This is a genomic window from Mycoplasmopsis arginini (genome assembly GCF_965278885.1).
GTDB classification, from domain to species: Bacteria; Bacillota_I; Bacilli_A; order Mycoplasmatales; family Metamycoplasmataceae; genus Metamycoplasma; species Metamycoplasma arginini_B.
In genome coordinates this window covers 49,902-63,671 of record NZ_CBDIHE010000003.1, presented here as the reverse complement: position 1 = coordinate 63,671, position 13,770 = coordinate 49,902, and the positions used below count along the sequence as shown (strand labels likewise).

Genomic DNA, 13,770 nt, shown 5'->3' with positions numbered 1-13,770 from the left:
TTTATATTTTTTAAAATTACATTGAAAAATCATTGATTCCAATAAATGTTTGTTCTTGAATTTTTTCTGTTTTTCAGAAATCTTTTTCTATTCTTCTTTGTTTATTCTTGAATTTAATATTAATTAGTTGTTCTCAAATTTTTGGCATGATAAATAGGTTTAAATATCATATAAATAATAATGATAGTTGGAAAGTTAAAATTAAATTAAATGAAACATTAACTAATAAAAATGGTGCTGAAGATAATAAAATAAATCCTAAAAATAAATTAAAATGTTGTACTGCAATTACGTCTGATAATAATATTTTAATAATACTGTTAACTTGTTCTGGTTTGTAAATAAAGTTCTTTGTATTTATATCTTTTTTAATTTCAGCTTTAATTCTAGAAGCATTTATTATTGAATCTAAAATATTTATGAATGATATAAATAATAATCCATCAAATACAAAATTGTCAATTTTGGTTCTAAAAATAATTAATGAAGAAATTACTAAACTGATTAATAATAATTGTTTAATTAAATAAACTAGTGCTGATTGGAATGAATATCTAAATGTGATATAAACAATAACAGTTATATTAATCAAAATAATTAATAAAGCCGTTCATCCAATTGAAGTGCCAACGTATGAATTATTTAAATTATTTCCAGATTTAACTAGTTCGACATTTAAATAATTTTTTGAGTTAAAGAAGTTAACTAATTCTGTATTGATAAAATCATTTATATTTACGTTTGAATAAACAAATAATGAATTTAGACCTTGTTCATTAACCTTAACTTTTTCAATAATTACATTTGCCTTACTACTATTTGTTATAAATTCAGATAAATCATTAAAAATTGCCGATTGTGCTGAAATGCTTTCGCTATTTTTAAAGTCTATACCGATGTTATAAATAAATTTATGACTTAATTCATTAGTTATATTAAAACCAGATAACGCAGATTGAGATTTAATAGCAAATGATCCATAAATAATAATTGCAACACTAATTAAAATTATTAATGGAATAATAAAATACTTAGTTTTAAATAAAATATTAATTTTTTCAATAAATTTACATTTAGTTAATTTTGTTTTAGTTATTAAGTGTTTCTTACTATCAAAAGATTCTGTTTGAATAAATGATTTGAATAATAATGTATTTAATCCTATCACTATTGCTGCTATTAGTAAAGCCCCAATTCCAATTAAAGCCCCAATTGTTGAAGAATGATTTATATTTAAATAAAACGCTAAAATTGAACCTATTCCTAAAATTGCAATAACATCAAGTCCGGAAATAAAAGTTCTTTTAGTTGCTTTATTTATTGCTTTATTTGTATTAGCACCTTCTCTAAGTTCTTTTGAAAAAATTTGAAGTTTTTTAGCCAATAAACTAAATGCCACAAAAATAATAAATATTGTAATTAATGCAATTAAAGAATTAATTACTACACCAAATGCACTTATTATTGATAAGAAAACAAATAATAGAAATGCCATCGTGACACTAGCTATAGCACCTAGTAATCTATGTTTTACAACTAAAAATATAGACATAGCAATTAAAATAATAACAATAGCTAAAATATAAGAATCAAACTGTTTTACTGATTTAGTTTCAAAATAAATTGCTTGTTTTTCTAAAATAAACGGTGTATAAGAAAAATTAATTAATGAAGTTAATTGTTTATTTGAATAACCATTTGGACTATTGTTTATTAAATAAAATATTGAATCACGTTTTTGTGATGAAATTAATGAAACAGGAGAAGTGGCTGAAATTAAATATTTTTGAGCATTAATTGAATATTTTAGGTTTGGTTTTAATGAACTTAAAATATTACCTTCTTTATCCTTTGTAACTTCTTCACCTGGGTTGTGATTTACATAAACATAATTAACGGGATTATTTTTTGCTTTATCTCAGTTTTCTTTATCATATTTAATTGCATTATGAATAAATTCATCTAAATTCAATCAGAAATAAACTTTGTTTTTAGGAGCTTCCAGATTTTGATCTTGTTCTTGAAAACCACGAATTCAATAATCGTAAGCTAAATGTGTGAATTGATCTCAAGCATAATTATTTAATTTAATTTGAATTCTATCAGCATATCCTTGTGGAATTTTATCACTTGCAGGATTTGCGTCTAAATCCATATTAAAATTTTGAGAACCCTCATCGATAAGTTCTTGTAATCCGTGAAAAGTACTTTCTCCCCCTTGATATCTTCCTTTATAAAACAATGGATTACCATTATGATCAGTAATTGTTAAATAAGGTTTCTTTACCAATGAATCTAATAACTGTTTCTGTTTTATATCATCAGTAGCTAGTAAACTTTTAATTTCAATTAAATCATTAGATAATAACTTAACATCAAAATTAGATGTCAATTTATCATCCTTCTCTTGTAAATAATCTTTTACTATATCTGCAATTTTATTAGGTGTTATGTCTGTTTTTGAACTTGATTGATATTTATCTTTAGCAATTTTTAAAACTGCCTTCGTACCTACTATGTCGTTATTTGTTGGATTGTTGTTTTTTAAGGTAGGATTTAAATAAAATATTGTTCCAAAAACTAATGCTATAATCATAGCAATTAACACAAAAATACTAAATACCCATTTTATTGCAGGACTTATTCTATTTTTTTTATTCATAGGTACAATTATATAATAATTGTTATTTTTTAGAACATATTAGTTGAATTATTGAAACTAAGTTATAAAAAGCTTAGTTATGTTTAAATTATTTATTAATTTTTTTTAAATATTCTAAACCGTCTTCCGTTATCCTTCTTCCCCTAACAGTTTTTTCTATATATTTTTGTAATAGTAAAGCGGGTTCAAGATCATTTATTATTGTGAACTTATCATCTTTTATTATTGAGCTAATTGTATCTAGTGAAGCACTTTTGTTTTTAAAAATATTTTTTAAAATTAACAAATATTCTACTTGAAAAATGTTTAATCCACCAGGATAAACATCTAGATAATTAAATGCTTCTTTCACTAAATTTAAATCAATTTCTTTTTGATTTTTAAAAATTGCAAAATCATGAACTCGATTTAATAAATTATTAGCTATTCTAGGTGTAAAACGACAGTTTCTTGAAATTTCTTCAACTGCTTTTAAGTTGATTTTTATATTATTTCTTGTGGCGGAATTAGAAATAATTGTTTGAATTTCATTAACTGTATATGGCAATAATTTACCAATATATCCAAATCTATCTTTAAGGGGATTCGAAATTAAATTAAATTTAGTTGTAGCTCCAATTAAAGAAAATTTATTCAAATTAAGACGCATTATTTTCATATCGCCTTCAACCCCTATTGGTAAATCAATTACATATTCTTCAATTGCTGAATATAGTAATTCTTCAACATTTTTGTTTATTCCATGAATTTCATCAATAAACAAAATATCATTTTCCTTCAATGATGAAAATAATGTTAAAATATCACTTTTCTTTTGAATTAAAGGTCCTTGGACATAAACGATATTTGCTTTTGTTTCATTTGCAATAATTTGTGCTAAAGTGGTTTTTCCTAAGCCAGGAGCTCCATAAAAAAGGATATGATCTATTGGTTTCTTTTGTTTTTTAGCAGAATTAATCATAACCTTTAAAGTTGATGTAATTTTATTTTGTCCTATAAAATTTTCAAAACTATTAACCCTGAATTCTTGCTTCATTTTGTTTTTGGCTTATTATTTTTATTGCATTTTCAACAGATTCTTCAATATTATTTGTTAATTCCATATTATCTAATGCTAGCTTTATTTGATTTGGTTTAAAACCCAACATCTTCATAGTTTCTTCAAATTCTTTTAATGATGAATTAGTTTGAGTAGCTTTATTGAATTTTTGAAGTTCATCTTCGGCCATTTTAGAAATAAATTTTTCATACTTATCTTTTAATGTTAAAAGTATAGAGTTAGCAATTTTATTAGAAACATAAGGTATTTTAGTTAATTTTTCCTTATCTGAATTTGCAATGTAATTAATAATATTTTCTCAACCGCTGTTTAAAATTGAAATTGCTGTTTTTGGGCCCAACCCTTGTAAAGAAATTAAATCCTCAAACACTACCATTTCTTTAAAAGTATCAAAACCATATGTTACTTTATTATATTCATTAATAATTTCCGAAATGAAAATTTTTCTTATTTCGCCAACTTTAAATCTGCTAATCTGAGGTGCATAAATTAGTTCTCCTCTTCCATTATGATCTAAAATTAAATAATTTGCATTAGTATGCACGATTTTACCGTATAAATAAATTGTCATTTTTTGTTTCCTCCGCCATTAAATATAAGAAAAGTTTTGTTTATCGGATTGTGAAAGCGAAAAAAAGAAGAAATTTTTGAGAAAAGATAAAAATTGGTAAAATTTTAACTATGAAAAATATATTAGTAAACATAGAAATTCCTAAAAATTCTAATATTAAATATGAATACGATAGAAAAACTGGAAAAATTAAAGTTGATAGAATTTTAAGAGAAGGTTTTAAATATCCAGCAAATTATGGTTATATTTCTGAAGCTTTAGATTGAGATGGCGATGAATTAGATGTTTTAGTATATTCTCCCGAAGAATTTATGCCAGGCGTAGTTGTAGAAGCAAGAATTATTGGGGCAATGAAAATGATTGACTCAGGTGAAACGGACACAAAATTAATCGCTGTGCATGCTGATGATTATCGTTTAGACCATATTACAAAATTAGAAGATTTAGATAAAATGTGACTTCATTCAGTAGAATTATTCTTTAAAAATTATAAATTCTTTAAAGGTGCTAATGTTACAAATGTAACTGGTTTCGAAAACATTGAGTGAGCTGAAAAAGAATATAATGAATGTGTTGAATTAATGGAAAAATACGGCACATTAGACAAAGAAGAATTTATCAAAAGAATGAAAGAATTACATCCAGAAAAATATTTATAAAAATATAGTGTACAAAAAACGCTATATTTTTATAAAACTTAAAATTTTTTTTATATTTTTTTTGAAAAATATAAAAGAATTTTTGAGTCTCAATTATTAAATAAAAAATAAAATAAAGGATTAAAATAAGGTGGAAAGCGAGGAATATGGAAAAAAATTTAAAAAGTTATTAGCGATGAAACCGATATTGTCAACCTTACTATCAGATTTAAATTTAGATAATAAAAATGGTAGTAAAAAATATCATTATGATATAGAAGAATTTGAACTAAAATTAGCAAAAAAATTAGCTAACTTTGCAAGAATTAGAGAAAAAAGATTACAAAACAAATTAAACTTCATTGACTTTATTTATGATTTAATTAAAAGTCTTTCAGCTCTTGATCGTTCAATATTATTAACAATAATCTTTAGAAATGACTATGACAATATCACTTGAAAAACATTCAATATTTCAAAATCTACCTTTTATCGCAGAATTAGATTCTTAGAAAGAATAATATATTGATGTTTATTTGGTGAATAGTAAAATTAGTATAAAAAGTAATTTTTTAATATTTATTTGCTTAAGTTGCAAATAAATATTTATTTTTAATTTTATTCAGGGTTGAGACTAATTTAAAATTTATGTAATAAAAATTTTTCTGTCTCATTATTAATTTTTTAGCTCAAAAAAATGGTGTACTTATTATGCCTAAAAGGCACTGGAGAATTAATGATATATAATTATCAAGATGTAAATCAGCAAAAAATTACATATGAATATAAAGAAGAGATTAAAACTTCAATTGAAAAATGTAAAATTAACAACAAAAATGTAGATTTAGGATTAAATCACAATGAAAAGTGTGAAATTGAAATTCTTAGAAATTTAAATGAAAATTCTTGAGTTTTAGAGTTTATTGTGCCAAAAAGAGTTTATGATTCATCGAGAATAAAAATTCTTGAACTTAATGATAAAAAATTACTTATTCAAGATTTAGAAGAATTGGAAAACAATAGAGTTAGATTTAAAACTATGTTTTTTCAAGATAAAACAATAATTAAATTTGATGATCTTTCAAAATTAAAATTTAGTTTTCACTCAAAATGAAGAAAAGATTTTTTAATAAACTATCTTTTATAATTAATTTTAATATCAATAAAACTAATAATGATTTTACAAATATAAATGTGAGAGATAAAAATTTAAAATTTAACTTTATTGAATCGATAAAGTTTGATATTGAGAATAATGTTTTACCGCAACTTAATCCTTTTCAGAATAACATAGCTTATTATAATAATTTAATTTTTAATTTTAATTTTTTCAACTTAAAACAAAATGAATTCTTATATAAAGTATTGGAACAAAAAATCGAAATTAAGACACCAAATAGATACTATACACCGGCTCGTAATTACAATATAAATTTTTTAAATAAGATTTTAATTAAAGAAAATAATAAAGATTATAGCTTTGATTTAATACCAAAAATTAATACGGTAAATAAATTTAAAACAAATATTGAATATTTTATTGATAAAAATAATAGGTGAGATAACAATCAAAAAGAATTTTTTGAATCTAAAAACGGAATTTTAAAAGGATATCATTTGCCATTAAAATATAGCGGCGATATTACACTAAAGTTTAATTTAAATCAAAAACTCGTTAATAATCTTAAAGAAATAAAATATTTAGCAAACTTTTCACATCCCCTTTTTAACGAGAATAATGGTTTAATAAAATTGAATTGCCAAGTTATAAATACCACAGAAGAATTTCAAAATTTGAATTATTCAGATTGAACGTTAAAAAATTTATAAATTAAAAAACATCACGCGATGTTTTTTAATTAATTTTAGGTCCCTTTGGAATTAATTTTCTTTTGTGATCAGTTTTTTTGTTTAGAAATTTTATTTTTTTAGCGGTGCTATCCTTTGTTTTGCTTTTATCTAAAATATATTCTTCAAATTGCTCATAAGTAAAACCCAATTCATCTTCGTCATATTGGTTATTTAATAAATTTGCACTCGGTCTTTTTTTAATAATTTCAATCGGAACTCCAATAACTTTAGCCATTTCATAAACATCGCTTTTTAAGATATTAGCAAAAGGTAATAAATCACAGGCTCCATCTCCTCACTTTGTAAAATAACCCAAATAATATTCATTAAAGTTATCAGTTCCTAAAACTAGTGAATTATTTTGTTGCGCTTTTGTATATAGAACATTCATAAAAAATCTTGATTTAGCATTTGCCTTTATTCAATTTTCTTCTAGGCTAAATTTATTTGCAAACATATTAAACTCATCTGTTAAATCAATTGTTTCAATAGTATTATTTAAAGTGAAATTTAATTTTTTAATATCTCTTTCATTTTCAATATCACTTTTAGTTTTTAAATAATAAAAGTGTGTTTTTAAACCTAATGTTTTATAACAAATTAAAGCTAAAGTAGCGCTATCTATTCCACCAGAAATTCCTAAAACTATTCCTATTGAATTTGCTTTTTTTACTTTACCTAAAATTCATTTTTGAATTTTTTTAATCACCGATAAATATTTTTCTGATTTATTCATTTGAGTGTTATTTGTTTGCTTCTTATCCATAATTAATAATTTTATTATCATTTCAACAAATTATTATTTTATTTTTGTTTTTCGTATTTAATAATTTATAATTTTTTATATTTATAATAAAAAACAAACAAAAATTTAAATAAATAAAAATTAAAAATAAGAAATAAATTTAGGAGAAAAATATGATTAACGTTAATGATTTAAAACCAGGAGTAACATTTAAATTAGATGGAAATATTTATGTTGTTTTAGAAGCGCAACATTCAAAACAAGGACGAGGGCAAGCCAATGTTAAGGCTAAAGCTAAAGATTTAAGAACAGGTTCTACAACTATCAAGTCATTTACTGGCGGTGAAAAAGTTGAGAAAGCCATGATTGATAAAGTTTCAATGGATTATTTATATAATGCAGGAGACACAGTTGTTTTAATGGATCAAGAGACATTTGAACAAATTGAAATTCCTGTTTCTTCATTAGAATGAGAATTAAACTTTTTAAAAGAAGGAATGAAAGTTATTGTTAGAAAATACGAATCAGAAGTATTAGATATTGAATTACCAGCTAATGTTGCTTTAAAAGTAACAGAATCACCTGATGCAGTGAAAGGAAATACTGCTCAAGCCGCACAAAAGAAAGTTACATTAGAAACAGGTTTTGTAGTAGAAACTCCATTATTTATAAAAGAAGGAGAAGTTATTTCAATTTCTACCGAAACAGGTAAATATGTTGGAAGAGCATAAGATGAAAGATTTTGTTTCAGTTAATACAAAGATGAACTTTGATTTCAAAGTAGAAAGTGAAACTATTTATCAAGCAATTAATCATTTTTTTGAAAATCAAGATGAAATTATCTTAACAAAAGCACCATCAATTAATATCAAAGATAATAACGGAATTGAAATTTTTATTAGTTATAAATTAAAAAAAGGTTCAATCTTGTCTTTTGAAACTAAGAAAATGATTTTTATGTTAGAACAAAGAATATATTCTTTATTAAATGTAAAACCTAATAATATAAATGTAATTTTTGAAGGTATAAAAAATGTTTAAAAGTAAAAGAATTAATAATCTAGCAATAGATAATATAAAAATTAATTCCTTAGCACAAATTGCTAATGCAAAAAGCACAAATATAGCAATAAATATTACGGCAGCTAAAATTTTTCATGCACTTTTTGCTTTTCATTATAAATTTGATATAAAAAATCCTAATTGAATTTCAAGAGATAGATTTATTTTATCTATTTCTGAAGCAAATCCAACTTATTATTCAATGTTATACTTATTGGGATTGATTAGTAAAGAAGAAATAAAAAATATTAATAAACCAATTTGTGAATTTCGTAACTACTTAAAAAAGAATAATAAATTAGGTATCGAAATCTCTTCTGGAAAAATAGGAAATGGTGTTGCTGAAGCAGTTGGAATCGCGATAGCGGAAGCTTATTTATCAGCAAATTTTAGGGAGATCAATCATTATACTTATGTTTATGTTTCTAATAGAGATTTAGAAACCGGTGTTGCAAATGAAGCATTGCAATATGCTGGGTCAGTAAAATTAAATAAGTTAATTGTTTTATATGATGCAAATACATTACTAAGCAGTTTTAATATAAATAAAAAAGCATTGGATATAAAGAAAACTTATCAATCTTATGGCTTTAAATATATAAAAATTGATAATGCTGATTATAAAAGCATATCTAAAGCAATTTCTAAGGCTAAAAATAGCAATAAACCAACATTTATTGAAATCAAGCCTCCTTTAGGAGAATTATCTAGCCATAATTTAGAGAACTATTATACAAAGTCATCAACAATAGATTTTGATCAAATTGATGAATTTAAAGAACAAACCAACTTTAAAAAGGGTGACTTTTTTGACACTTATTCAGAAATAGTAGAAGAATATAAGAAAGTTCTTGAAAAGAATAATAAATTATTTAATAAATGAACTGCTTCAGATAAATTAATAAGTTTTTTAAACGAAGAATTAAAAGAAAATGTTAATGATAACTTTTTATCAGCTTCTAATGAAATTGATTCCAATTTATTTACAATAATTAACAACCTTTTTTATAAATATAATAATACTTTTGCCCTTTCTTCATTTTTATGAACATTAACAAAAATAAAAACCGCTAATGGTGTCTTTGATTTTAATAACAAAGAAGGGCGTTCGTTGCTTCTTGGAATGAAAAAAGAAGCAATGGGGTTAGTAGCAAACGGAATTTATACCCATTCCAATTTCAAACCATTTGTTTTTAACTCATTATCATATGCAGAAAAAATTATTCCAAGTATTAGAAAATCATTGGCAGATAATTCTAAAATTTTATATATTTTTAATAACGACTTAAATTCTGTTGAAAATTCAACTATTTTTTATCAAGAAGAAGAACAAATTGGAATTCTTTCACAAATTGAAGGATTAAAAATATTATACCCTGCAGATCAAAAGGAATTAATGGGATCGATAGAATATTATTTAAATAAAGCGGAAGGACCAGTTGCAATAATTGCTAACTTTTCTAGCAGCTGAATTTGCGATACAACTTCAAAATATAATTTTTTATCAGGATCATATTACATTTTAAAAAATGATTCAGAATATTCATTATTAGCAAAAGGTAATGATTTACAAATTGCTTATAAATTAGCAAAAAAACATAATTTGAATTTAATCTCAATTTCAAATGATGGTAATTTATCTAAATTGAATTATAATAAAAAAATGGCCATCACATTTACAAAAGATATTAGTGACGGATGAATGAAGTATGCTAAATATAACTTAAATGTGAATAACTCAAATAATAAATTGAAATCTGATTTTAATTCAATAGAAAAAAATCTTAAAATAATTTTAAATAAAAAAACTAACAGCATTTAATTTGCGTTAGTTTTTTTTATGATGTTTTTTTGAAATCAATTTATTTCTATAGAAGTTAGTTTTCTAAACTCACCGATTTTTAAATTTTCATCGTTAATACATCCATATCTTTTACGATGTAATTTTTTTACAAAATTATTTACTAATAAAAAAAGATTTTTTACGTGGTGATTTCTGCCCTCATTTAAAATTACACTATACACATTATCATTAATTTGTTTAACTTTTTGTTTTGAAAAAACTCCATTTAGTTTAACAAAACTAGAGTTTAAGAAAGATAATTCTTTTTCACTTAATGGTTTTTCTAGGTGAACGATGTATTCTCTTTCTATTTTTGAAGAAGGATGAGCTAATAAATTAGCAAAATTCCCGTCATTTGTTATTACAATTACGCCTGTAGTATTAAAATCTAGTCGTCCTATTGAATAACAGTACTTATTAACCCCTATTCATTCATAAATAGTTTTTCTTCCCTGCGGATCTTTTAATGTGCAAATTGTATTCTTAGGTTTATTAAGTAATAAGTAAAATTTTTCATCTTTATTTTTTAACAATTTATTGTCAATTTTAATAATATCATTAACTGAGACTCTTAAACCGATTGTTGCAATTTTATCATTAACTAAAACCCGATTTGCTTCTATTAATTTTTCCGCTTCACGGCGCGAACAAAATCCAGAGTCAGAAATCATTTTTTGCAATTTAATTTTTTCTTCCATAATTAAGACCTTTCCTAAAATAGCACTTTGAAAAAATAATATTTATATTATAAATATTTTTATCTTAAGTTTCAATTTTATCTTATTTATTTGTTTTTGGTATTAAATTGGGGTAGGAGAAAAAAATGCTAGAAAACAAAATTGATAATTTAAAAAACATGAGTTTGCAAAAGAAAAGAGCTTTTATCATAGATTTTTGTTTGAACCAAAAATTAAGAAAGAATACCACAAAGGATAAGAGTATTAAGAATGTTAATCTGTTAGAATTTTTTCTTAATTCCTTAAGCGAAGAATATCGAATGATTTTTATAAAAGACTTTATTAATAATGAAAATGATTCTTCTTGATATTTAGAAAATTGATCTAAAAATGCTTATTATAAAAAATTGAATTATTTAGTAGATTTATTTATCGAATATGTTTATTGTTCATAATCAAAACGTTCAAAAGTATGAATTAGTAAATAAGCAAGATCGATGAACTGAAGAATTTATTATTAATGCAAAACAGACAAGGTACTTAGATAATTGAACCAGTGTTAATGAGCTAACAAAAGTTAAAATCAAAAGAATTATTCAAAGCGATAATTTTATTATTACCTTTGAGCATTACAATCCACTAAGAGAAATAAAAGACATAAGGGTCACTCCTTTAATCAATAATAAACTAGTTGATTTTAAACCAAGATATAATCTAAATACTGGAAATATTACATTAACTTTTAATAGTGATTTAGATTCTAAAAACAAATTAGATTTTAATGATATAGCTAATTTAAATTTTGAAATTGAATACAATATCGGCGGTTATTGATATCAATGTAAATCTTTTAGTTATTGAATTAAAAAAAATTTAAGATCTAAAAATATACCAATTAACAAGGATATAAATGTTGAAATTCTTAGCGAAATAGAAATAAGTTCAATACCAGATAGGATTGACAAATTTTCAATAAATCATAATTTTAAAACTAAATATCTAAATTTTCGTTTTAGACCAAATACTCTAAAATTAGGAACTTATAATCAAAATTTATTCTCTTTAGAAATAACGAAAAAAGATAATAAAACACAAGAAGAGTTTTTTATTGATAATACAGATATTTATGATTTAAGTTTTTCAACTGCAAATTTATTTAGTAACTCAAAAAATAAATACGATACAAAAATAAATTACACTTCTTTTAATCAGGCTAATATTTCAATAGATTCATATTCTTACTATGATAAATTGTCCGAAAGTGTTATTGTTAATGAACCAAATCCTAAAGCAAAATTAGGTTTATTAATTCCTTTAAAATTTGAAGGAATTTTTGGATATGAAATTATTTTTAATTTAGGTAAGAATTTAAAGAATTTTAAACTCAGTTATTCTCAAGAATTAAAAAAACCATTCTTTAGTATTAATAATGGAATAATAAAATTAAAAGTTTCATCAGTTAAAGGTTGGTTAACTGATGAAAAATGGCATTTAATTAAATATAAAAACTTTATCGAAATAATTAATAATGCAAATTCTTTAGAATCAATAAACAAAATAGGAGAAAAATAATGAAAGAAAGAAATAAAAAAATATTATTATGAACATCTCTAGGGCTAATAATCGGCACCTCTGCTGCATTAGCCACAACTTTTGTTGTTTTACAAAACAAGAAAAATCAAAATTCAGATTTAGAAAAAAATGAGAATCATGAAGAAAAAAGTAATAACAATAATACTAACAATAGCGAAACCAATGACTTAGATCAAAATACTGATAGTAATGATAATTTAATTGATAATCAAACAAAAAAAGAATTAAATTGAAAGGAAATTTTTCCTGAAATAAAAAGCACAGATTATTATAATAAATTAAACTATAAAGATGGGCAAGCTTGAATTGATGAAGACATGATTGTATATATTATTAAAGATATTTTAAATAGAATGCTAGTTACCAATGGTGAAGTCAGATACGCATATAAAAAAGTAGATGATCAAAATTTAATAATTACTTTTAAGTGAAATAATGAAAAAGAAAAAAGTGTTGTAACTTATAAGATAAGTACAAATAAGTTATAATATTATTATGAATTTTCAAGATATAGTATTTAAAGAATTAAAAAAGCTTACAAAAAAACCTTTTGATTTAGAAACATTAATCAAAGACTTAAACATTGATAGTTTAGATCTTGTTCTTTTAGTATCAGATTTAGAAAGTAAATTTAAAATCGAAATCAAGGACGAAGAATTAATGAACCTAAAAACTATTAATGATATTATCGATATAATCAATCAAAAATATACAAAATAAAAAAAATAATGTAAAATATTTATCGTATCGTTTGTACGGGTATAGTTCAATGGTAGAACAACGGGCTTCAACCCCGTGTGTTGTGAGTTCGAGTCTTGCTACCCGTGCCATATCATTAATTTAATGAATTCAAAAAGCAACTTCAATGTTGCTTTTTTTATTTAAATTTAAAAAATAAATAACAAAAAAATCCAACGTTAGTTAGATTTTTTGTTAGTAAATTAATATATGGTGCCGTCAACTGGAATTGAACCAGCGACCCCTTCCTTACCATGGAAGTGCTCTGCCCCTGAGCTATGACGGCGTTTTTAAATATGACTGATTATTATTATATAAAAAAACAACTAT

At 23.4% G+C, this 13,770-nt stretch carries 16 protein-coding genes and 2 tRNA genes; 12 read left to right on the top strand and 6 right to left on the bottom strand.

Annotated elements, in window-relative coordinates; all coding sequences use genetic code 4:
• Window positions 1-16 precede the first annotated feature (16 nt).
• The 3 genes from secDF to ruvA form a co-directional block, all read right to left on the bottom strand.
• A complete protein-coding gene (gene secDF, locus ACQW0Y_RS01505; protein ID WP_427867428.1) occupies window positions 17-2,662 on the bottom strand; it encodes a protein translocase subunit SecDF in 2,646 nt (881 codons plus the stop codon).
• A gap of 88 nt (window positions 2,663-2,750) precedes the next feature.
• Window positions 2,751-3,698: a Holliday junction branch migration DNA helicase RuvB gene (ruvB, locus tag ACQW0Y_RS01500; RefSeq protein ID WP_427867427.1), complete on the bottom strand. Its 948-nt coding sequence runs from the start codon at window positions 3,696-3,698 to the stop codon at window positions 2,751-2,753.
• Window positions 3,676-4,293, bottom strand: a complete 618-nt coding sequence (gene ruvA, locus ACQW0Y_RS01495) for a Holliday junction branch migration protein RuvA (protein WP_129694510.1) — start codon at window positions 4,291-4,293, stop codon at window positions 3,676-3,678. Before ruvA ends, ruvB begins: the two co-directional genes overlap by 23 nt.
• Before the next feature lie 110 nt (window positions 4,294-4,403).
• Between ruvA and ACQW0Y_RS01490 the strand changes: the two genes are divergently transcribed.
• The 4 genes from ACQW0Y_RS01490 (at window position 4,404) to ACQW0Y_RS01475 (ending at window position 6,761) form a co-directional block, all read left to right on the top strand.
• Window positions 4,404-4,952 (top strand): inorganic diphosphatase, encoded by a 549-nt coding sequence (locus ACQW0Y_RS01490; RefSeq protein WP_427867426.1) that lies wholly within the window; start codon window positions 4,404-4,406, stop codon window positions 4,950-4,952.
• Window positions 4,953-5,127: 175 nt separating this feature from the next.
• Window positions 5,128-5,478 carry a hypothetical protein gene (locus ACQW0Y_RS01485; protein ID WP_427867425.1) on the top strand — a complete coding sequence of 117 codons (351 nt, stop codon included), beginning with the start codon at window positions 5,128-5,130 and terminating at the stop codon, window positions 5,476-5,478.
• 189 nt (window positions 5,479-5,667) lie between these two features.
• Window positions 5,668-6,078 (top strand): MHO_1580 family protein, encoded by a 411-nt coding sequence (locus ACQW0Y_RS01480; RefSeq protein ID WP_427867424.1) that lies wholly within the window; start codon window positions 5,668-5,670, stop codon window positions 6,076-6,078.
• Window positions 6,042-6,761, top strand: coding sequence for an MHO_1580 family protein (locus ACQW0Y_RS01475; protein WP_427867423.1), 720 nt, complete (start codon window positions 6,042-6,044; stop codon window positions 6,759-6,761). The genes ACQW0Y_RS01480 and ACQW0Y_RS01475 overlap by 37 nt, the downstream gene beginning before the upstream one ends.
• A 25-nt stretch (window positions 6,762-6,786) precedes the next feature.
• Here ACQW0Y_RS01475 and nadE read toward each other — a convergent pair whose 3' ends face one another.
• A complete protein-coding gene (nadE, locus tag ACQW0Y_RS01470; protein ID WP_427867422.1) occupies window positions 6,787-7,569 on the bottom strand; it encodes an NAD(+) synthase in 783 nt (260 codons plus the stop codon).
• Between the two features lie 131 nt (window positions 7,570-7,700).
• Between nadE and efp the strand changes: the two genes are divergently transcribed.
• The 3 genes from efp to ACQW0Y_RS01455 are packed head-to-tail and all read left to right on the top strand — an operon-like array spanning window position 7,701 to window position 10,411.
• Window positions 7,701-8,258 carry an elongation factor P gene (gene efp / locus ACQW0Y_RS01465; protein ID WP_427867421.1) on the top strand — a complete coding sequence of 186 codons (558 nt, stop codon included), beginning with the start codon at window positions 7,701-7,703 and terminating at the stop codon, window positions 8,256-8,258.
• Between the two features lies 1 nt (window position 8,259).
• A complete protein-coding gene (locus tag ACQW0Y_RS01460; RefSeq protein ID WP_427867420.1) occupies window positions 8,260-8,568 on the top strand; it encodes an MMB_0454 family protein in 309 nt (102 codons plus the stop codon).
• A complete protein-coding gene (locus ACQW0Y_RS01455) occupies window positions 8,561-10,411 on the top strand; it encodes a transketolase (protein WP_427867419.1) in 1,851 nt (616 codons plus the stop codon). Before ACQW0Y_RS01460 ends, ACQW0Y_RS01455 begins: the two co-directional genes overlap by 8 nt.
• Here ACQW0Y_RS01455 and ACQW0Y_RS01450 read toward each other — a convergent pair.
• A complete protein-coding gene (locus ACQW0Y_RS01450; protein WP_427867418.1) occupies window positions 10,408-11,130 on the bottom strand; it encodes a pseudouridine synthase in 723 nt (240 codons plus the stop codon). The two genes, ACQW0Y_RS01455 and ACQW0Y_RS01450, sit on opposite strands and share 4 nt — an antisense overlap.
• 125 nt (window positions 11,131-11,255) lie before the next feature.
• Between ACQW0Y_RS01450 and ACQW0Y_RS01445 the strand changes: the two genes are divergently transcribed.
• The 5 genes from ACQW0Y_RS01445 (at window position 11,256) to ACQW0Y_RS01425 (ending at window position 13,532) form a co-directional block, all read left to right on the top strand.
• Window positions 11,256-11,564, top strand: coding sequence for an MG284/MPN403 family protein (locus tag ACQW0Y_RS01445; RefSeq protein ID WP_427867417.1), 309 nt, complete (start codon window positions 11,256-11,258; stop codon window positions 11,562-11,564).
• The gene (locus ACQW0Y_RS01440) at window positions 11,548-12,681 is read left to right on the top strand and encodes an MHO_1580 family protein (RefSeq protein WP_427867416.1); all 1,134 of its coding nucleotides are present in this window, start codon (window positions 11,548-11,550) and stop codon (window positions 12,679-12,681) included. Before ACQW0Y_RS01445 ends, ACQW0Y_RS01440 begins: the two co-directional genes overlap by 17 nt.
• Entirely contained in the window at window positions 12,681-13,190 is a 510-nt protein-coding gene (locus tag ACQW0Y_RS01435; RefSeq protein ID WP_427867415.1) for an MHO_1590 family protein, read from the top strand. Before ACQW0Y_RS01440 ends, ACQW0Y_RS01435 begins: the two co-directional genes overlap by 1 nt.
• A gap of 7 nt (window positions 13,191-13,197) precedes the next feature.
• Window positions 13,198-13,422 carry a phosphopantetheine-binding protein gene (locus ACQW0Y_RS01430; RefSeq protein WP_427867414.1) on the top strand — a complete coding sequence of 75 codons (225 nt, stop codon included), beginning with the start codon at window positions 13,198-13,200 and terminating at the stop codon, window positions 13,420-13,422.
• Window positions 13,423-13,457: 35 nt separating this feature from the next.
• Window positions 13,458-13,532, top strand: a tRNA-Trp gene (locus ACQW0Y_RS01425).
• A gap of 119 nt (window positions 13,533-13,651) precedes the next feature.
• On the opposite strand, the gene ACQW0Y_RS01420 is transcribed toward ACQW0Y_RS01425, so the two are convergent.
• Window positions 13,652-13,726, bottom strand: a tRNA-Thr gene (locus ACQW0Y_RS01420).
• Window positions 13,727-13,770: the final 44 nt, after the last annotated feature.